Source organism: Frateuria sp. (assembly GCF_013362045.1).
GTDB lineage: Bacteria > Pseudomonadota > Gammaproteobacteria > Xanthomonadales > Rhodanobacteraceae > Frateuria_A.
In genome coordinates this window covers 1-19,114 of record NZ_JABFWW010000265.1, presented here as the reverse complement: position 1 = coordinate 19,114, position 19,114 = coordinate 1, and the positions used below count along the sequence as shown (strand labels likewise).

General features: G+C 69.9%; 19 protein-coding genes and 1 pseudogene. 7 read left to right on the top strand and 13 right to left on the bottom strand.

Features of this window, described 5'->3' with window-relative positions:
* The 3 genes and pseudogenes from HOQ08_RS12730 to HOQ08_RS12720 all read right to left on the bottom strand — a co-directional run.
* Positions 1–199 (bottom strand): annotated as a pseudogene (locus HOQ08_RS12730) (hypothetical protein); the annotation flags it as partial.
* The gene (locus HOQ08_RS12725) at positions 196–867 is read right to left on the bottom strand and encodes an NrsF family protein (RefSeq protein ID WP_291195459.1); all 672 of its coding nucleotides are present in this window, start codon (positions 865–867) and stop codon (positions 196–198) included. The gene HOQ08_RS12725 and the pseudogene HOQ08_RS12730, both read right to left, overlap by 4 nt.
* Positions 868–871: 4 nt before the next feature.
* Positions 872–1,396, bottom strand: coding sequence for a sigma-70 family RNA polymerase sigma factor (locus HOQ08_RS12720; RefSeq protein ID WP_291195463.1), 525 nt, complete (start codon positions 1,394–1,396; stop codon positions 872–874).
* A gap of 299 nt (positions 1,397–1,695) precedes the next feature.
* Between HOQ08_RS12720 and HOQ08_RS12715 the strand changes: the two genes are divergently transcribed.
* Both HOQ08_RS12715 and msrB read left to right on the top strand, forming a co-directional pair.
* Complete coding sequence (locus HOQ08_RS12715) at positions 1,696–3,414, top strand: cytochrome c biogenesis protein DipZ (protein ID WP_291195456.1); 1,719 nt, start codon at positions 1,696–1,698, stop codon at positions 3,412–3,414.
* Positions 3,415–3,429: 15 nt separating this feature from the next.
* Positions 3,430–4,035, top strand: coding sequence for a peptide-methionine (R)-S-oxide reductase MsrB (gene msrB, locus HOQ08_RS12710; protein WP_291195453.1), 606 nt, complete (start codon positions 3,430–3,432; stop codon positions 4,033–4,035).
* 38 nt (positions 4,036–4,073) lie between these two features.
* Here the strand turns inward: msrB and HOQ08_RS12705 are convergent, their stop codons facing one another.
* The 9 genes from HOQ08_RS12705 to HOQ08_RS12665 all read right to left on the bottom strand — a co-directional run bounded on the left by HOQ08_RS12705 (position 4,074) and on the right by HOQ08_RS12665 (position 13,381).
* Entirely contained in the window at positions 4,074–4,535 is a 462-nt protein-coding gene (locus tag HOQ08_RS12705; RefSeq protein WP_291195450.1) for a GNAT family N-acetyltransferase, read from the bottom strand.
* The gene (nadD, locus tag HOQ08_RS12700; protein ID WP_291195447.1) at positions 4,532–5,188 is read right to left on the bottom strand and encodes a nicotinate-nucleotide adenylyltransferase; all 657 of its coding nucleotides are present in this window, start codon (positions 5,186–5,188) and stop codon (positions 4,532–4,534) included. The genes HOQ08_RS12705 and nadD overlap by 4 nt, the downstream gene beginning before the upstream one ends.
* 181 nt (positions 5,189–5,369) lie before the next feature.
* On the bottom strand, positions 5,370–6,380 hold the full coding sequence (gene holA / locus HOQ08_RS12695; RefSeq protein ID WP_291195444.1) for a DNA polymerase III subunit delta: 1,011 nt from the start codon (positions 6,378–6,380) through the stop codon (positions 5,370–5,372).
* Position 6,381: 1 nt separating this feature from the next.
* Complete coding sequence (gene lptE / locus HOQ08_RS12690; RefSeq protein WP_291195441.1) at positions 6,382–6,900, bottom strand: LPS assembly lipoprotein LptE; 519 nt, start codon at positions 6,898–6,900, stop codon at positions 6,382–6,384.
* A gap of 4 nt (positions 6,901–6,904) precedes the next feature.
* On the bottom strand, positions 6,905–9,667 hold the full coding sequence (leuS, locus tag HOQ08_RS12685; protein WP_291195438.1) for a leucine--tRNA ligase: 2,763 nt from the start codon (positions 9,665–9,667) through the stop codon (positions 6,905–6,907).
* A 196-nt stretch (positions 9,668–9,863) separates the two neighbouring features.
* Positions 9,864–10,463: a PqiC family protein gene (locus tag HOQ08_RS12680; RefSeq protein WP_291195435.1), complete on the bottom strand. Its 600-nt coding sequence runs from the start codon at positions 10,461–10,463 to the stop codon at positions 9,864–9,866.
* Positions 10,460–12,121, bottom strand: coding sequence for an MlaD family protein (locus HOQ08_RS12675; protein WP_291195432.1), 1,662 nt, complete (start codon positions 12,119–12,121; stop codon positions 10,460–10,462). The genes HOQ08_RS12680 and HOQ08_RS12675 overlap by 4 nt, the downstream gene beginning before the upstream one ends.
* The gene (locus HOQ08_RS12670) at positions 12,114–12,734 is read right to left on the bottom strand and encodes a paraquat-inducible protein A (RefSeq protein ID WP_291195429.1); all 621 of its coding nucleotides are present in this window, start codon (positions 12,732–12,734) and stop codon (positions 12,114–12,116) included. The genes HOQ08_RS12675 and HOQ08_RS12670 overlap by 8 nt, the downstream gene beginning before the upstream one ends.
* Entirely contained in the window at positions 12,731–13,381 is a 651-nt protein-coding gene (locus HOQ08_RS12665) for a paraquat-inducible protein A (RefSeq protein ID WP_291195426.1), read from the bottom strand. Before HOQ08_RS12665 ends, HOQ08_RS12670 begins: the two co-directional genes overlap by 4 nt.
* Before the next feature lie 194 nt (positions 13,382–13,575).
* Between HOQ08_RS12665 and trxA the strand changes: the two genes are divergently transcribed.
* The 3 genes from trxA (at position 13,576) to HOQ08_RS12650 (ending at position 15,670) form a co-directional block, all read left to right on the top strand.
* The gene (gene trxA / locus HOQ08_RS12660; RefSeq protein WP_291195423.1) at positions 13,576–14,436 is read left to right on the top strand and encodes a thioredoxin; all 861 of its coding nucleotides are present in this window, start codon (positions 13,576–13,578) and stop codon (positions 14,434–14,436) included.
* 171 nt (positions 14,437–14,607) lie between these two features.
* Positions 14,608–15,117 (top strand): nuclear transport factor 2 family protein, encoded by a 510-nt coding sequence (locus HOQ08_RS12655; RefSeq protein ID WP_291195420.1) that lies wholly within the window; start codon positions 14,608–14,610, stop codon positions 15,115–15,117.
* Between the two features lie 85 nt (positions 15,118–15,202).
* The gene (locus tag HOQ08_RS12650; RefSeq protein ID WP_291195417.1) at positions 15,203–15,670 is read left to right on the top strand and encodes a DUF4442 domain-containing protein; all 468 of its coding nucleotides are present in this window, start codon (positions 15,203–15,205) and stop codon (positions 15,668–15,670) included.
* Positions 15,671–15,732: 62 nt separating this feature from the next.
* Here the strand turns inward: HOQ08_RS12650 and HOQ08_RS12645 are convergent, their stop codons facing one another.
* Positions 15,733–16,224 carry a hypothetical protein gene (locus HOQ08_RS12645; RefSeq protein WP_291195414.1) on the bottom strand — a complete coding sequence of 164 codons (492 nt, stop codon included), beginning with the start codon at positions 16,222–16,224 and terminating at the stop codon, positions 15,733–15,735.
* 155 nt (positions 16,225–16,379) lie between these two features.
* On the opposite strand from HOQ08_RS12645, the gene HOQ08_RS12640 reads away from it, so the two are divergent.
* Positions 16,380–17,033 (top strand): DUF502 domain-containing protein, encoded by a 654-nt coding sequence (locus HOQ08_RS12640; protein WP_291195411.1) that lies wholly within the window; start codon positions 16,380–16,382, stop codon positions 17,031–17,033.
* A 76-nt stretch (positions 17,034–17,109) separates the two neighbouring features.
* Positions 17,110–18,900 (top strand): M14 family metallopeptidase, encoded by a 1,791-nt coding sequence (locus HOQ08_RS12635; RefSeq protein WP_291195408.1) that lies wholly within the window; start codon positions 17,110–17,112, stop codon positions 18,898–18,900.
* Positions 18,901–19,114: the final 214 nt, after the last annotated feature.

The following is a 19,114-nucleotide window of genomic DNA, read 5'->3' as shown; positions in this document are numbered from 1 at the left end:
GCTCGCCGGCCAGCGCGTGCAGGCGCTCCACTGCGAGCTCCAACGCCGGCGCCATGGCCGCGCCGCGCTGGGTGAACAGATCGACGAGCAGGCGGTCGTAGGTCAGCGTGCCGTCGCGCCCGCCGGTGAAGCTTGAACGCCCGCCGGCCGACCTGCGGACTCTCGAGGTCGTCCAGGATGGCGCGGACGAACGTCTCATCCCGCGCGAGGTCCGGCGCCCGCGGAAAGCAGCCTCCCGCCCAGGGCGGCATTGGCCCCGACCACCATCGCGACCGCCAGCGCATGCAGCAGCAGGTCGGTGGCTGCCGCGTCGAAGGCATGGCAGATCTCCAGCAGGCTGGCCGACGCGGCGGCGCTGGCCAGTCCCACCAGCACGGCGGTGAGCACCGGCCGCAGTGGGCAGGCACGCCGCAGCAGCAGGATCAGCAGTGCCGACAGCGGCAGCGAGAAGCCGAGGATGAAGAACAGGCAGTCGCCCGCCTCCGGCACGCTGGCGACATGGGTGGCCGGGGCGATCCATGCGCGCAGGCAGCCCAGCCCGCTGGCGCCGGTCCACAGCAGCGCGGACGGCAGCGGCAGCCACGCCCATGCCGTGGAGCGCCCGGGCACCCCCAGCGCGAAGGACGCCCAGGCTGCGGTGATCGCGGTGAGCACCGCACCCAGGCCAGCCCAGCCGAGATCAGGCGCGCCGGCCCAGCGAGCGAGCATCGGCGCAGTGCCATAGCGGGCGACCAGCGCCACCGCGATGGCCGCCACCACGCCCAGCCAACCCAGCGTGCGCAGCCACGGCGGACGCAGCCTCCGCACCGGCGCCAGGCCGGCGCCGAGCGTGGCGATCAGGCGATCGTGGGCGTGCGGATCGGCCATCGGACTAGTCGTCCCCATGGAAGCGCTGGCGCAGTGCCTTGAGCGCACGATGCAGGTTCACTTTCAGCGCGCCGGTGGAGCGGCCTGTGCGCAGCGCGGCCTCCTGCAGCGAGAGTTCCTTCAAGCCGAGCTGTTCGACTGCCTCGCGCTGGCCCGGCGGCAGCTCGGCGATCGCCGCGCGCAGGCGCTGGGCCCGCTGCGTCTGCTCGCTGCCGGCGCTGGCGTCCGCTTCGTCCGGATGCGACGCGACGGCCAGTTCGTCGGCCACTTCGCGATGGGCGCGCCGGCCGCTGCGGCGCAGGCCGTCGATCGCGCGCCGGCCGGCGAGCGCGGCCAGCCACGCGTCGTAGGAGCGCGCCGGATCATAGGTCTGGCGCACGCGGTGGACGGTCAACAGGGTTTCCTGCACCACGTCGTCGAGCTGGTCGTGCGCCACCCCGTGCCGATGTGCGACCGCGCGGATCAGTGCCACCGAATCGGCCAGCACGCGCTCGTAGGCGCGCCGGTCGCCGGCCTGGGCCGCGGCCATCCACGCCGCGCGGCGGCGTTCGGGCGTATCGCTGGCAGGTTCGGCTGGCACGGCCGGGTCGGCGCTCGCCCAGGAGGAGGAGCGGTCATCTAGGACCATGACGCCGGTGGCGGTCAAGCCCGGCATGGCGGGAACATGCGGCTCATGCCAGCCATTCGGCGCAATCCGCGGCGCGGTTACCCCAAAAGACCCGGCGCTCCGCAGAAATGGAGAAGGAGGCTGGAGCCTCCTAACGACCGCGTGTAACCGGCCGTTTCCTGCTGCCGAATACCCGTCCACACCCCAGCGGAAAACTTTCCATGCTGCTGCTGATCCTCGCCTACCTGGGCGGCGTCCTGACCATCCTCAGCCCATGCATCCTGCCGGTGCTGCCGTTCGTGTTCGCGCGTGCCGACCGGCCGTTCGCGCGCAACGGCCTGCCGATGCTGCTGGGCATGGCGCTCACCTTCGCGCTGGTGGCGACGCTGGCGGCCGTCGGCGGCGGCTGGGCGATCCGCGCCAACCAGTACGGTCGCATCGTCGCCCTGGTGGTGCTGGCGCTGCTCGGGCTCACGCTGCTCTCGACGCGCCTGGCCGAATGGCTCACGCGCCCGTTCGTGGCGCTGGGCAACCGCCTGTCGCAGCGCTCTGACGAGGAAGGTTCGGTGTGGTCCGCGACCGGCCTCGGCATCGCCACCGGCCTGCTGTGGGCACCCTGCGCGGGCCCGATCCTCGGCCTGCTGCTGACCGGGGCGGCACTCAACGGCGCCAGCGTGCAAACCACCCTGCTGCTGCTTACCTATGCCGCCGGCGCCGCCACCTCGCTGGCGCTGGCGCTGCTGATCGGCGGAAAGGTCTTCGCCCTGATGAAGCGCTCCCTGGGCGCCGGCGAGTGGGTCCGCCGCGCGCTGGGCGTGCTGGTGCTGGCCGGCGTGGCGGCGATCGCGCTGGGACTGGACACCGGCCTGCTGACCCGGGTGGCGCTGGCCAACACCGGCGGCCTGGAACAGAAGCTGATCGATGCCACACGCCCGGCACCCGCGCCGCAGCCGGTGCATCAGGCCGGCGCGCCGCTGCCGGTGGAGGGCGAGCTGCCGCCGCTTGCCGGCGCCACCGGCTGGCTCAATTCGCCGCCGCTCAGCGTGCAATCGTTGCGCGGCAAGGTGGTACTGGTCGATTTCTGGACGTACTCCTGCATCAACTGCCTGCGCTCGCTGCCCTACGTGCGCGGCTGGTACGACAAGTACAAGGACCGCGGCCTGGTGGTGATCGGCGTTCACGCGCCGGAGTTCGCCTTCGAGAAGGAACCGGCCAACGTGGCGCGCGCGGTGAAGGAGCTGGGCGTCGACTATCCCGTCGCGCTCGACAACGACTACGCCATCTGGCAAGGCTTCAACAACGAATACTGGCCCGCGCACTACTTCATCGACGCCAGGGGGCGCATCCGCGCGCATCACTTCGGCGAGGGCGGTTACGCCGAAAGCGAGGACATCCTGCGTCAGCTGCTCACCGAGGCTGGCCAGACCGGCCTGCCCGGCGGCTACGTGCAGCCCGGCGCCAAGGGCGCACAGGCGGCCGGCTCTGGCGACGACACCCGCTCACCCGAGACCTACGTCGGCTACGCCCGCAGCGAGCATTTCGGCGGCGGCAACGTCGCCCACGACGACGCCTGGGACTACCGCGCGCCAGCGACGCTGCCGTCCGGCCAGTGGTCGCTGGACGGCCGCTGGACCGTGCATGAGCAGAGCGCCGCGCTCGAACGCGCCGGCGGCCGAATCGTCTACCGCTTCCGCGGCCGCGACCTGCACCTGGTGCTCGGCCCCGGCGCGGACGGCCGGCCGGTGCGCTTCCGCATCACGCTGGACGGCAAGCCGCCGGGCGTCGACCACGGCATGGACACCGATGCCCAGGGCAACGGCACCGTCACCGAGCAGCGCCTTTACCAACTGGTGCGCCAGCAGCACGGCACCGGCGAGCGCGTGTTCGAGATCACTTTCCTCGACCCGGGCGTGCACGCGTACGCCTTCACCTTCGGCTGATCACGGAGGTTTCCCATGAGCCGCACCCACGACATCGTTGCACTGGAAAGGCGGCGCTTTCTGCGCGCCACGCTGAGCGGCGGTGCGCTCGCCGTAGCCGGCGGGCTGCTGATGCCGCGCCTGTCGGCGCGCCCCACCGCCGCGGCATCCACGCCGGCGGTCGGCGGCGATGTCCTGCTCGAATGCTTCGCCGATGACGGCCACCGCCTCGGCCCCTGCCACGTGCGCAAGCTGGTGCTCACCGATGCGCAGTGGCGCGAGCGGCTGCCGGAAGCCTCCTACGAAATCATGCGTCATGACGGCACCGAGCGCGCCTTCAGCGGCATGCACGAGAAGCCGCCCGTGCCCGGCCTGTTCCGTTGCCTGGCCTGCGACACCGCGCTCTACGACGCCGCCACCGAATTCGATTCCGGCACCGGCTGGCCGAGCTTCTGGCAGCCGATCGCCAAACAGAACGTCATCGAGAGCACCGATCGCATGTTCGGCTGGACCCGCACCGCGATCAGCTGCGCCGGCTGCGACAGCCACCTGGGCCACGTGTTCGACGACGGCCCGCGGCCGACCGGCCTGCGCTACTGCATGAACTCGGTGGCGTTGCGCTTCGTGCCGCGCGTGGGGTGAGGCGAGAGGCACGGCCTTCGCTGCTGGCGACGCTGCCGCTACAGCTCCCGCCGGTAGACCACGAAACCCGAGCGCTCGGCCAGCTTGTCGTACAGGGCCATGGCGGCGGCATTGCTCTCGTGCGTCTGCCAGTACACCCGCGAGCAGCCGGCGGTGCGTGCACGTTCGTAGACGGCCTCGACCAGCGCACGGCCGACGCCGTGGCCACGCGCTTGCGGCACGGTGAACAGGTCCTGCAGGTAGCAGCTGGGCTCGATGCGGATGGTGCTGCGATGGAACAGGTAGTGCGCCAGCCCCAGCAAGCGGCCGTCGGCCTCCGCCACCAGCGCATGCACGGGCTCGTAGGCATCGAAGAAGCGCGACCAGGTCATCGCGGTGATCTGCGCCGGCAGCGCAGTCTCGCCAACGCGGCCGTAGAAGGCGTTGTAGCCTGCCCACAAGGGCAGCCAGGCGGCGTGGTCGGCACGCGCCGCGTCGCGAACGGTGACGGGTGCGCTCACGGCTCCCTGGCCTGCAGGCTCGGCTGGCGGTACGGCGCAAGCAGCGCCGGATCGTCGAACAGGCCCTGCGGCAGCAGGTAACGCGGCTCGCGGCCGGCGGCGAGCAGGTCGCGGATGCGGGTGGCGGAGATCTCCAGCGGCGTCACGTCCAGCTCGATCACCTTGCCCGACGGCTGCCCCCGCAGCTGGCGGGGATCGGTTACCTGGCGCGTGGCGACCGCGTCGGCCAGTTCGACCGGCCACTCGCGCACACTACCGGGGCGCGAAAGCACCCCGATGTGTGCGGCCTCGAACAACGCGCGCCAGCGATGCCAGCCGGGCAGCCCGGCAAACGCATCGGCGCCGAGCAGCAGGACGATCGGCCGCTCGCCCTCCTCCGCGCGCAATTCCTCCAGCGTGTCGATGGTGTAGGAGGGGCCACCGCGGGCCAGTTCCCGGGTGTCCAACCCGAGCCGGTCCTGCCCGCGCAGCGCGGCGCGCAGCATCGCCACGCGGGCGGTCGCGTCGGCGATCGGCGGCGGCCGGTGCGGAGGCACGCTGGCGGGCATCAGGCGTACTTCGGCGTCGAGCAGTTCGGCCGCCTCCCACGCCACCGCGAGATGGGCCACGTGGATAGGGTCGAAGGTGCCGCCGAGGATGGCCAGCGGGCGCATGCTCACACTCCCACCGCAGCCGATTCCCTTTCCCGCGGCGATGCCGGATGAGAGGGGTGGGGAGAGCGGGAGGCCTTTTGCGCCTTGGCGCATCGAACCCATGTTCTATCGAAGCCCTCGGCGAGCACCCGTCCCTCACCCCGCCCCCCTTCCCACCGGGAGGAGAGAGCAGAACACATCGTCATGCCAGCGCCGCGGCGGCGCGCGGCTCGGCGATGACTGCGATCAGGCGCTCGGCTTCCAGCCACGGCTCGCCCGTTTCGCGCCCCTTGGCCATGCGGTCGATGCGCGAGGCGCGCGCCAGGCAGGCCAGCCAGTGCTCGCGCGGCGCGCGGCGCAGGGCCTTGCGGAAAAGCTGCTCGCGGGCGGGCCACAGCCGCTCGGCGCGCGCCAGCGCGGCGAAGTCGCGGGCGTTGGCCAGGCGCAGGGCGAGCTGCAGCTGGTTGACCAGCCAGCCCATCAGCGGGATCAGGTCCTCGCCCTCGCCACGCAGGCCGGCCAGGATGCGCAGCGCACGGCCGCCGTCGCCGGCAAAGGCCGCGTCGGTGAGCTTGAAGGCGTCGTAGCGGGCGCTGTCGGCGACCAGGTTCTCCATCTCGGCGGCATCGATGCGGCCGCTGCCGTGCAATACGACGAGCTTGTCGATCTCCTGCGCCGCGGCGAGCAGGTTGCCCTCGACGCGTTCAGCGAGCAGTGCTGCAGCATCTGGCGTCGCAGCCAGTCCACGCGAGGCCAGCCGCGCGCCGATCCACGAGGCCCACTCCTGCGGCTTGGGCGCGTTGAAGGCCACCAGCACCCCGGCAGCGTCGACCTGTTTGGTCCAGGCGCCTTCGTGCTTGTTGCTCCACTCCACCGCGGTAACCAGCAGGGTGACGTCAGGCGGCGGGTCGGCGCAGAACGCGGTGATCGCCTTGGCGCCGTCCACGCCCGGCCGGCCGGTCGGCAGGCGCAGGTCGAGCAGGCGGCGGCTGGCGAACAGCGACATGCCGGCGGCGGCGCGGGCCAGGTCGTCCCAGTCGAAATGCTGGCCGGCCTCGAGCACCTCGCGCTCGGCGTAGCCCAGCTCGCGGGCGCGGGCGCGCAGCGCGTCGGCCGCTTCCAGCACCAGCAGTTCCTCGCCCGCCAGCAGGTAGACCGGCGCCAGGCGATCGGACGCCAGCGCCTTGGACCATTGGGCAGCGGAGAGCGGCATGTCAGTGCGCGGCGGGCGCCGCCGGTTCGTGCCTGCCGGCGGCCTGCAGGCGGAACAGGATCGCCTGCACCATGTCGTCGTTGAGGCTGCGCTGGATCTCTTCGACCTGCGCCTGGTTGCCGATGGTGTTGGTGGCGTCGTAGCTGTAGTCGCGCGACATGTCGATGCGCTGCTGCGGCACCAGCACCTGGCCGGCGCCGTCCTCGACGTCGAAGCGCACCTGGTAGCGCACCGTGTATTCGGTGACGCGGGCGCCGCCGCTGACGCTCAGCGTGTCGGTGCTGAACTGCGCGACCGGGATCTTCAGCTCGGCGATGCCGGAGCCGCCCTCGTCCACGACCGCGACGCCGGAGCCCTCCAGCGCACGCGCGAGGTTGCGCTGCAGGTCGCCGCCGCCGGAGACCGACAGATGCATGCGCTGCATCGAGGCCGGCAACGCGGCGCTCTGGCGCAGGTGGAAGCCGCAGGCCGCTAGGGCGAGCGTGGAAACCAGCAGCGAAGCGCGGAGCAGACGGTTCATGGGCTCATCCTGCGACGATGTTGACGATCTTGCCGGGCACCACGATCACCTTGCGCACGGCCTGGCCTTCGAGGAACGCGGCCACGTTGGGATGCGCGCGCGCCACGGCCTCGGCGTCCTCCTTCGAGGCGCTGGCCGGCAGCTCGATGGTAGCGCGCAGCTTGCCGTTGACCTGCACCGCCAGCGTGGCCGAGTCGCGCACCAGCGCGTCCGGGTCCGGCTGCGGCCAAGGCACGTCCTCCAGCACCGTTTCGGGGTGACCCAGCACCTGCCACAGCGCGTGGCTGACGTGCGGCACCACCGGGTTGAGCAGCAGCACCATGGCTTCCAGCGCCTCGTGGCGCACGGCGCGGCCCTGCTCGCCCATGTCATTGAACTTGCCGACCGCGTTGAGCAGCTCCATCAGCGCCGCGATGGCGGTGTTGAAGGAGTGCCGGCGGCCGAGGTCGTCGCCGACCTTCTGGATGGTCTCGTGAAGCTGCCGGCGCAGCGCCTTCTGGCCGGCATCGAGCTTCGCCGGATCGACCACCGGATGGTCCGGCTGCGCGGCGTGCGTGGTCACCTCGCGCCAGAAGCGGCGCAGGAAGCGGGCCATGCCTTCGACGCCCGCCTCGCTCCATTCCAGCGATTGCTCCGGCGGAGCGGCGAACATGGAGAACAGGCGCACGGTGTCGGCGCCGAACTTCTCCACCATCGCCTGCGGATCGACGCCGTTGTTCTTGGACTTGGACATCTTCTCGGTGCCACCGATGTGCACGCTTTCGCCGTCGGCCTGCAGCCGCGCGCCGACTACGCGTGCGCGCTCGTCGCGCTCGATCTCGACGTCGGCCGGGTTGATCCAGTCCTTCGAGCCGTCCGCGTTCTCGCGGTAGAAGGTCTCGGCGATCACCATGCCCTGGCACAGCAGGTTGGTGGCCGGCTCGTCCGAGTGCACCAGCCCCGCGTCGCGCATGAGCTTGTGATAGAAGCGGAAGTACAGCAGGTGCAGGATCGCGTGCTCGATGCCGCCGATGTACTGGTCCACCGGCAGCCAGTAATTGGCGCGCGCGTCCACCATGCCGTCGGCGCCGGGGCTGGTGTAGCGGGCGTAATACCAGCTCGATTCCATGAAGGTGTCGAAGGTGTCGGTCTCGCGCTCGGCCGGGCCGCCGCACTGCGGGCAGGCGCACTTGCGCCATTCAGGGTCGGCCTTGATCGGCGACTGCACGACGCCGCTGGTGGCGAATGCCTCCTCCACGTCCTCGGGCAGCACCACCGGCAACTGGTCCTCGGGCACCGGCAGCGCGCCACACTTGTCGCAGTAGATCACCGGAATCGGGCAGCCCCAGTAGCGCTGGCGGCTGACGCCCCAGTCGCGCAGGCGCCAGTTGACGCGGCGCTGGCCCTTGCCCTCGCGCTCCAGGCGGTCGGCGATGGCCTCGAAGGCCTGGGCGAAGTCGAGCCCGTCGTAGTTGCCGGAGTTCACCAGCGTGCCGCGCTCGGTGTAGGCAGCGTCCTCGCGGATGCGCCGCTCGAAGTCCTCGATCACGCGCACGGCGGTCGACGTCGCGTAGGCATCGGTCGCGCCGCCGTGCAGCGCATTGCCCATCACGTTCGCGCCGACACCCTGCCTGAGGTCGTGGCCGATCTCGCGCACGGCATCGAGCACGCCGCGGTCGACGATCACCATGCGGATCGGCAGCGAATACTTCTGTGCGAATTCCCAGTCGCGCTGGTCGTGGCCCGGCACCGCCATCACCGCGCCGGTGCCGTAACCCATCAGCACGAAGTTGGCCACCCACACCGGGATCGGCTCGCCGGTGATCGGATGGATGGCGCGCAGGCCGGTGTCCATGCCGCGCTTTTCCTGGGTCTCCAGCTCGGCCTCGGACACGCCGCCATGCTTGAGCTCCTCCAGGAACGCGGCCAACCGCTGGTTGCCCTGCGCGGCCTTGAGCGCCAGCGGGTGCTCGCCGGCGATCGAGACGAAGGACACGCCCAGCAGCGTGTCCGGGCGCGTGGTGAACACGGTCAGCGGCTCAGCCTCACCCTCGACGGCGAAGTGGATCTCCAGGCCCTCGGAGCGGCCGATCCAGTTGCGCTGCATGGTCTTGACCGCATCGGGCCAGCCCGGCAGCGTGTCCAGGCCGTCCAGCAGTTCCTGCGCGTAGTCGGTGATCTTCAGGAACCACTGCGGGATCTCGCGCTTCTCCACCAGCGCGCCGGAGCGCCAGCCGCGGCCGTCGATCACCTGCTCGTTGGCCAGCACGGTGTGGTCGACCGGGTCCCAATTGACCACCGCGTTGCGGCGGTAGGCCATGCCCTTCTTCATCAGCCGGGTGAACATCAGCTGTTCCCAGCGGTAGTACTCCGGGCGGCAGGTGGCGAACTCGCGCGTCCAGTCGTAGGCGAAGCCCATGCGCTTCAACTGCTCGCGCATGTGCTCGATGTTCTTGTACGTCCATTTCGCCGGCGCGGTGCGGTTCTTGATCGCGGCGTTCTCGGCCGGCAGCCCGAAGGCGTCCCAGCCCATCGGCTGCAGCACGTTCCTGCCGTTCATGCGCTGGTAGCGGCTGATCACGTCGCCGATGGTGTAGTTGCGCACGTGGCCCATGTGCAGTGCGCCGGAGGGGTACGGCAGCATCGCCAGGCAGTAGAACTTGGGCCGCGAGGGATCTTCGACCACCTCATAGGCGCGTTGCGCGCTCCAGTACTGCTGCGCGGCGGTTTCCACCGCCTGCGGCTGGTAGCCCTGTTCGTTCGGAGCCTGTTCGTGGGAGTCCTGCATGTTTCCGGTGCCTTGCTGTGGGGTGCGCGCGGCCCGCGTGGCTGCGGCGGCGATGAACCCGTCAGCCTAGCCCAGTGCCCGGCTGGAGCCAAGACGAAGCCGCGGATGACCGGGCTTCGCGGGGCGATCTCCAGCTCACCGGTTCCCCGTCCCGCACCCAGGCCGGTGCGCTGAAGCCCACCCTGCGGGCCTTTGCTTATCGCGGACAGGCGGGCGACCGGCCGGCGGCCACCGGCCCGGCGACCTGCGCGATCTCTCCGGCAAGCCTGGCCAGCGCACGCTGGTGGCCTTCGACCAGCGCGTCGTAGCCAGGGCCGACCGGCTCCCGGACCTGGCTGGTGCAGGCAAGGCTGGCATCGCCCTGCAGCAGGCGCAGGCTCCAGGTAGCGTCGATCAGGGCGTAGTCGCCGGGAGCGGAGTCGAAGCGGCGCAGGTCGACCTTGATGCGCAGCCGCGGCTTGCCGCCGGACAGGCCCGTGGCATCCTGGGTGCGCATGGCCTGCGCCAGGTCGGCCGACAAGGCGCCGCGCAGCTCCTGCGCCAGCGGGGCGATCCAGCGTTCGCTGTCCAGCGGCACTACGCCCTGTCCGCCCTGGCGGATCACCAACTGCGGCTGGTCAGCCTGGGCCGGAATACCCACCGGCAACAGTTCGAACTGGAACGGTGCAGTCTGCGTGTTGGTAACCGCCTGCGTCGTCGCCGGCGCGATCAGGGTGTAGTAGTGCACCGGCGCCGAGGCGCAGGCGGCCAACGCCAGCGCAAAGACGAGGGCCAGCGGGAATCGCGGTCGGATCATGGCTTGCTCCCTTGCCCCGGACGTGCGGGCGGCGAGGATGGCGGCGGCCGGTCGCCGCGCCGCCCGCGGATCAGCGATTCCGGATGCACGCCCAGGTAGTCGGTCAGCGCGCGCAGCGAGCGGGCCATGCGCTGCAGTTCCTCCAGCGTACTGCCCAGGTTCTGCTGCAGCGGCGAATCGGACGAGAGCGCGCTGTCGGCGCTGCCCAGCGTGCGTTGCGCCCCCTTGAGCGTGCCCTTGAGCTCCGGCAGCACGTCGCCGTTGACGTGCCTGAGCGTGCGGTCCAGGTCGCCCAGCGTGGCGTCGAGATTCTGGCCGATGCTGTCGAAGGGGACCTTCTGCAGCTTGGTCACGATATCGGCCAGTTGCTCCTGCAGCTTGTCGAAGCTGCCTGGTGCGGTGGGCAGCTCGATCGGCGTGGCATTCGGATCGAACGCGACCTTGGGCGCCTTGGGCACGAAGTCCAGCGCGATGTAGAGCTGGCCGGTGAGCAGGTTGCCGGTGCGCGCCTGCGCGCGCAGGCCGTGCTCGACCAGCGGGCCGAACATGCGCGCCAGGTCGACGCGGCCGTCCTTCGTGCCCGCCTGCGCGGCAAGCTTGTCGTAGGCGCCGCCCAGCCGCTGCGGGTAGATCAGCGCGCCGACGGTGAGCGGGAAGCGCTCGTCCTTCGCCTCGTAGTCCAGGTTGATCGACACCACGCTGCCGACGTTGATGCCGAGGAACTCCACCGGCGCGTCCACCGCCAGGCCACGCAGCGCCTGATTGAAGCGCATGCGGATGTAGCGCGGCGGGCCATCCGGCGGCGCCATGGCGGTGACCTGGTCCTTGAACAGGGTGAAGTCGGCATCCTCCGGCGCGGGCGTGGCGTCGTGCGGGCCATGCGGCTCCTCGAAGGCGACGCCGCCGGCAATCACCGTGGCCAGCGACTGCGTGTTGAGCTTCAGGCCGTTGGCGCCCAGCGACACGTCCACGCCGCTGGCGTTCCAGAAGCGCGTCGAGCGGGTCACGAAGTGGTCGTTCGGGCCGTCGACGAAGATGCGCAGCGACACGCCCTTGCCGTCCCTGTCCAGCGTGTAGGAGGCCACCCGGCCCACCTGGATGCGCCGGTAGTACACCGGCGAGCCGGTGTCGAGCGAGCCCAGGTCATCGGTGTGCAGAACGAAGCTCTTGCCTGGCGCGCCGTGCAGCACCGCGGGCGGCATCTCCAGCCCCTTGAACTCGTATTGCTCGTCCTCGGAGTCGCCCACGTCGGCGCCGATGAAGGCGCCCGAGAGCAGCGTATCCACGCCCGACACGCCGCCCAGGCCGATGCGCGGGCGCACCACCCAGTAGCGCGTCCCCCGGGTGGCGAAGCTGGATGCGCTCTTGTTCAGCGCCACCTTCACGCGCACGCGCTGGCGGTCGTCGGACAGCTCCAGGCTGTCCACCTTGCCGATCACCACGTTCTTGTACCTGACCGGCGTCTTGCCGGCCTCCAGGCCCTCGGCCGTCTGGAAGGTGATGGTGATGCCCGGCCCGGCCTGCAGCCAGGCATGCACCACCAGCGACAGGCCCACCACCGCCGCCAGCACCGGCACCAGCCAGATCAGCGAAAGGCTGAAGCGGCGCGTGCGCACCACCGGTTCAGGTAGTTCCTCGCGCGGGCTCTGCTCAGTCATGGTCGGGGGCATCCCACATCAGTCGGGGGTCGAAGCTCATCGAGGAGAACATCGTAAGTATCACGGTCAGGCCGAAGAACACCACGCCCGGCAGCGGCTCCACCTGGCTGAAGAAGCCGAAACGCACCAGCGCGGTCAGCAGCGCCACCACGAACACGTCCAGCATCGACCAGTAGCCGATGAATTCCACCAGCCGGTACAGCCCGGCGCGCTGGCGCAGGGCCCAGCCGCTGCGCCGCTGGGTTGACACCAGCAGCGTGCCCAGTACCAGGAACTTCATCATCGGCACCACGATGGACGCCGTGAACACGATCACCGCCAGGCTGGGGGAGCCCTTCACCCACAGCTCCACCACGCCGCTGATGATGGTGTTGTCGTCCACGTCGCCCAGGCTCACCGTCCGCATGATCGGCAACACGTTGGCCGGGATGTAGAGCATGAATGCGGCCAGTAGCAGTGCCCAGGTGCGCCGGATGCTGTCGTGCTTGCGCCGGTGCAGCGCCGCGCCGCAGCGCGGACAGGCCGCATCCTCCACGGCCGGCTCGCGGCAGACCAGGCCGCAGACATGGCAGCCGATGATGCCCAGCTCGTGCGCGCGCGGCGGTCCGCTCATGCTCGCGGCTCCGTCTGGTCCCACAGCCGGCGCAGGTCGATGCCGGAAAAGATCGTGATCAGCAGCGTCAGCACGCCGTAGGCCCAGATGCCCGGGTCGGGCTGCACGTCGAAATAGGCCCTCGCCTTGACGATCGACACCAGCGCGCCCAGCACGAACACCTCCGTCATCGTCCACGGCTGCAGGTAGTAGAGCGTGCGCATGATGAAGGCGAAGCCCGGCGCGCGCCGGCCGCGGCGGGCGAACCACAGCACCCATCCGAGCATCAGCATCTTGTTCAGGGGGAAGAAGAACAGCGTGGCCGCCGCGACCACCGCGACCACCTGCGCCTCCTGTCCCCACATCATCAGGATGGTGCCCCACAAGGTGGTGCTGATCCGCTGCGAGCCCAGCCCCAGGGTGACCACCGGCCACACGTTGGCGACCACGAACACGATCAACGCGGTGAGCACCAGCGCCAGCATGCCGCCGGCATCGAGCGCGTGGTAGCGCGCCAGCTCGGCGCCGCAACGCACGCAGAGGATTTCCTCCCCGCGCGCCAGCACGCGGTTGCGATGGACGGTATCGCATTGCTCGCAGATCAGCGGCGCGTCGACCGTGGCCGGCGCCGGCTCCATGCGGGCGATGCCCTGCTCTGGCGTGCTCATCGCGGCATTCTCGCAAATCGCGCGTGCGAACGGAGGACGGGGCTGGCGGTTCATCGCGACTCCCTTCATCCTCTTCCGGGAGATGATGCGGACGTGTGCGCCATGCGCATGCAAATGCCACAGGAGGGCGGCGGCCCTCTTGATATGCTGCGCGGCGCCCCGATCTGAAACGTTCCACGCCAGGAGAGTTCCACGTGACCGCTGCCGCCCAAGCCCACGTCTTCGACGTCGACACCGTCAATTTCGAGGCCGAGGTACTGGGCGCCTCGCTGACCACGCCGGTGCTGGTCGACTTCTGGGCGAGCTGGTGCGGCCCCTGCAAGACGCTCGGTCCGCTGCTGGAAAAGCTGGCCGCCGAATACAACGGCGCCTTCCGCCTGGGCAAGGTGGACGTGGACAAGAACCAGGAGCTGGCCGCGATGTTCGGCGTGCGCTCCATCCCCACCGTGATGCTGGTCAAGGACGGACAGCTGCTCGACGGCTTCGCCGGCGCGCTGCCCGAGGGCCAGCTGCGCGAGTTCCTCTCGCGCCACCTGCAACCGCTGGAAGGCGAGGCCGAGCCCGAGCAGACCGAACAGGAAGAAGGCGCTGCAGAGGCGATCAACCGCCTGCAGCAGGCGATCGCCGCCGAGCCCGGGCGCGCCGAACTCAAGCTTGACCTCGCCCTCGCCCTGATGCGCAACGGCCAGGCCGACGCTGCCGAAGCCGAACTCAATGCGCTGCCCGCCAACCTGGCCACCGATGCACGCGCCGTGCGCCTGCGCAGCCAGCTGGACCTCGCCCGCGCACTGGAAGGCGCGCCTTCGCTCGCCGAGCTGCGCCAGCGCGTGCAGGGCGACCCGTCCGACTGGGCAGCACGCGACCTGCTCGGCGTGCGCCTGCTGCTGGAGGACGACCCGGCCGCCGGCCTGGACCAGTTCCTGGCCATCCTGGAGAAGGCCCGCGACTGGAACGACGGCCAGGGGAAGAAGCGCCTGCTCGCCGCCTTCGCCACGCTGGACGATGCCGAGCTGGTCGGCCGCTACCGCCGGCGCATGGCTTCGCTGCTGTTCTGATCCGCTGCGCGCAGCAGGCGTCCGCTCCCGGGCGTGCTTCAATGCTTCAGCAGCCCGAGGTCGATGCGCTTCGGGCGGTGCTGCGTTGAGCTCAAGGTGGTGATTGAGCGGGCATGAGCAGGTGTGCAACCTCCAGTATCTTCAGCTCCTTCCAGCAAGGACGAATGAACGATGCGTACGGCTTTCTGGACAGCTGCAGTCACCGCTGCAGTCATTGTTGCCACCCCACGCCTCGAGGCTGCGCCGCTGAAGCGTGACCCGGCGCCTGAAGCCGCGGCCCCGGAGGCGCTGGTTCGCACCGTCACCGCCTTGGATGCCCGGTTCTTCGGCGCCTTCAATACCTGCGACGCGCCGGGACAGCTCGACAAGCACGCGGCCATGCTCGATCCGAATGTCGAGTTCTATCACGACAACGGCGGGGTCAGCTGGACGCGGAAGGATTACATCGACAAGACCCGCCAGAACGTCTGCGGCCACTTCCGCCGCAAGCTGGTCCCGGGCAGCCTGCGGGTGTATCCGATCAAGGATTTCGGTGCCATCGAAGAAGGCGACCAGGACTTCTGCGACCTGAAGTCGAACCGATGCTTCGGCGCCGCGCACTTCATGCTCGTGTGGCATCGAACGGCGAACGGCTGGCAGGTGACGCGCGCTTTCAGTTACGGGCATCGCCCGCTCAAATAGCGATCCGTCGCTGGAGCTTGTCGGCGTGGAACGACCCGTACGTGTACGTACGCTAGAGTACGCCCTCCTCCGCCAGCCTTTGCCCATGCGCGCCACCACCTTCCGCCGCCTGCTCAACCTGTGGCCGCCGTTCCTGTTCAACAGTATCCGCGTGCTGGAACTGGGCGATGAATGGAACACGGCGCGCGTTGCGCTGCGCCTGCGGCCATGGAACCGCAACTACGTGCGCACGCAGTTCGGCGGCAACCTGTTCGCCATGACCGACCCATTCTGGATGCTGCTCGCCATGCACCGGCTTGGCAGCGACTACTACGTATGGGACAAGGCCGGCGCGATCGATTTCGTGGCGCCCGGCCGCGAGGACGTGTATGCGACCTTCCGGTTCACCGACGCCATGGTCGAGGAGCTGCGCACGGCCGCCGCCGGCGGCGACAAGGTGCTGCGCTGGTTCGAGACCGAGGTGGCCACCGCCTCCGGCGAAGTGGTGGCCCGCGTACGCAAGCAGCTCTACGTGCGGCTGAAGCCGAAGGCCCGCGCCCCGCAGAGTGCGTAGGGCAGGCCTCGGCCCGCCATCGTTGCGCACACGGGCTGGTGGACCGGAGCCATCCTGCCCACCTACTCGTCCCGTTCGAAACGAGCGATTTCCTGCAGCACGGCCTCGGCCTTGCGCACGGCGCCGCCGGCAAGGTTGTTTTCCAGCCAGCGCAGGTGGCCGGCGCGACGGACCAGCACGTAGGCCAGCAGCACCAGCGCGATCGAGGCGAGGCCGCTGAGCAGCAGGTGGGCGGCCAGCCACGGGGCGCGATCCCAGTAATCGCCGCCCCCCCCCGCGTCGAAACCGGCCTGGATCAGCATGAGCGTCATCGGCACCCAGGTGACCGCGCCGAGCACGGCGAACACGGGCGCCTCGAACGTACCCGCCACGCGCGCAGGTGCGCCAGCCGGCGCTGGATCATAGCTTCCGAACGAGCGCCACAGCTGCACGGCGATCTCCTGGGCCAGGTCGGCGCGGTTCTCGCGGCCGCGGGCGTAGACGCTGGCGACCTTGAACACGATGCAGCGGCGTTCCTGCAGCAGTGCTTCGAACTGGCGATGGCGATCGGTCACGGCGCGCGCCCGGGTTTCCCTGTCCCCTGCATGATTCGCATGACGGGAAGAAAAATCACACTTCTGCAGGGCGGGACGTCACCCCCGCGTTCGCATGATCCCACAGGCATCGCGCGGCACGCCTACAATGGCGGCTTTCCTTCCGACGAACCTCCATGCCTCGCCTGCGCCTCAAACGCAACCTGCTGACCGGCCTGCTCACCTTCATTCCGCTGTGGGTGACCTGGACGGTGTTCAAGGTGGTGCTTGGCTTCCTGGCCGGCATCGGAGCGCCGATGGTGGCCGCGGTGCTGGGCGCGCTGGCGCTGGTCGCACCGGAAACCGCCAGCGCGCTGGGCAGCACCTGGTTCACCTCGCTGGTCGCGCTGCTGATCACCCTGCTGGCGCTGTACCTGCTCGGCTTCCTGGCCAGCCGGGTGATCGGGCAGCGGCTGCTGGACACGTTCGACACGCTGCTGCACCGCATCCCGCTGGTGCAGACCATCTATGGCGGCACCAAGAAGCTGATGGCGGTGCTGCAGCAGAAGCCCTCGGGCGTGCAGCGCGTGGTGCTGGTCGATTTCCCGCACGCCGGCACCAAGGCGGTGGGCTTCGTGACCCGCTTGATGATCGAGGAAGGCAGCGGCCGCGAGATGGCCGCGGTGTTCGTGCCCACCACGCCCAATCCCACCGGCGGCTTCCTGCTGACCTTGCCGGTGGGCGGCCTGACGCCCACCGACTGGACGATGGACCAGGCGATGGCCTTCATCATTTCCGGTGGCGCCGTCGCGCCGGACACGCTGCCGGCTGTCGGCCGGAAGGCGCCGTAGAAGCGCCCGTGCGCCGCTGCGGCGCCGCCACACCAACGGCTTTTCGCGCACGCGGTGCGCACAACAGGGGTTTGCCATGGTTCGCTGGATCCTCCTCCCTCTGCTGGCCCTCGGCGCGGTTGCCGCCCGCGCCGCCGACTGGACCACGCCGGCGGAGGCGTCGCACTTCCGCACCACGCCGAGCTACGCCGACACCGTGACGTATCTGCAGCGGTTGGCCGCCGCCGCACCGGGCAAGCTGAAGCTCGAAACCTTCGGCACCACGCCCGAAGGCCGGCCGATGACCGTGGTGATCGCCAGCAACGACGGCAGCTTATCTCCGCAGGCCGCGCGCGCGGCGCATCGGCCGGTGGTGCTGCTGCAGGCAGGCATCCATCCGGGCGAGATCGAGGGCAAGGATGCCGGCCTGATGCTGCTTCGCGACTTCGCCGTCACCGGCAAGCTGCCGCACCTGCTCGACCACGCCGTGCTGGTCTACATCCCGGTGTTCAGCGTGGACGGCCACGAGAACTCCTCGCCCTACCACCGCATCAACCAGAACGGTCCCGAGAGCATGGGCTTCCGCGGCCAGTCGCAGTACCTCAACCTCAACCGCGACTACGTCAAGGCCGACGCGCCGGAGATGCGCGCGTGGCTCAAGCTCTGGCAGCGCTGGCTGCCGGATTTCCTGATCGACGTGCACACCACCGACGGCGCGGACTACCAGTACGACCTCACCTGGTACACCGAGGATCCACACAAGCTCGATCCTGCCGTGGCCGCCTGGCAGCACGCGCTGATGGATGCGGCGATTCCGGCCTACGAGGCACGCGGACATCTCGCCTCGATCTATCTGGAGTTCAAGGACGGCCGCGATCCGCGCAAGGGCATCGTCAACTTCGGTTCCGGCCCGCGCTTCTCCACCGGCTACGCGGCGCTGCAGGGGCGACCGGCGCTGCTGATCGAGACGCACATGCTCAAGCCATATGCCACGCGCGTGCGCGCCGTCTACGACCTGGTCGACGCGGTGCTCGAGCGCATCAGCGCCCAACCGGAGGCGTTGCTGGAAACCACGACAGCGGCCGACGCCCGCACCATCGCCCGCGCCGGCGATCCGTCCGCCCGCGTGCCGCTCACCTTCAAGTCCGACCCGGCCTCCACGCCGTTCCAGTTCAAGGGTTATGCCTTCACGCTGAGCCACAGCGGGATCTCCGGCAGCGACTGGATCCAGTACGACCCCAGCCACCCGCAGACCTGGACCATTCCCAACTGGAATGGCCTGCTGCCGGATATCTCTGTTGCCCCGCCGGCGGCCTATGCGATTCCCGCGCAGTGGAGCGTGCTGATCGACCGGCTCGATGCCCACGGCATCGCCTACCACCGCCTGGCCCATCCGGCGAAGGTGAGCGCGCAGGGTTACCAGCTCGACCAGCCGCAATGGGCCGGCCGGCCGTTCGAAGGGCACGTGATGTTGCGCGACGTGCAGGTGCACGCCGTGCCGCGCGAAGCCACGCTGCCGGCCGGCTCGGTGATCGTCCCGCTGGACCAGCGCGCCGCGCGCGTGGCAATGGAGCTGCTGGAGCCGCAGGCGCCCGACTCGATGCTGCGTTGGGGCTATCTGGACGCGATCTTCGAAGCGAAGGAATACGGCGAACCGCGCGTGCTGGAAAAGCTCGCCCGCGACATGCTCGCCAAAGACCCCTCGCTCAAGGCCGCCTTCGAGCGTCGCCTGCACGACGACCCCACGTTCGCGGCCGATCCCTATAAGCGGCTGATGTTCTTCTTCGAGCGTTCGCCCTGGTATGCAGCGCAGGGTGTCGGCGCCTATCCGGTGCTGCGGCTCAGCCCGGCGGAATTCAAAGCCCTCGCCGCCGACGGAGCCGAATGACAGCCTTCTCCCGTGGGCGGGAGAAGGCTGTCGCGGCAGGACCACTCGACCTCAATCGTCGCTGGGCACCTGCACCTTGCCCTTGACGCCGCGGTGGCTCACGTCGCCGCTGCCCTTGGCGCCGAGGTTGAGGTCGCCACCCACGCCATCGACGTCCAGGTCGCCCGAGCCCAGGGTATCCACGCGCACGCTGCCGCGGACGTCGCGCAGGCGT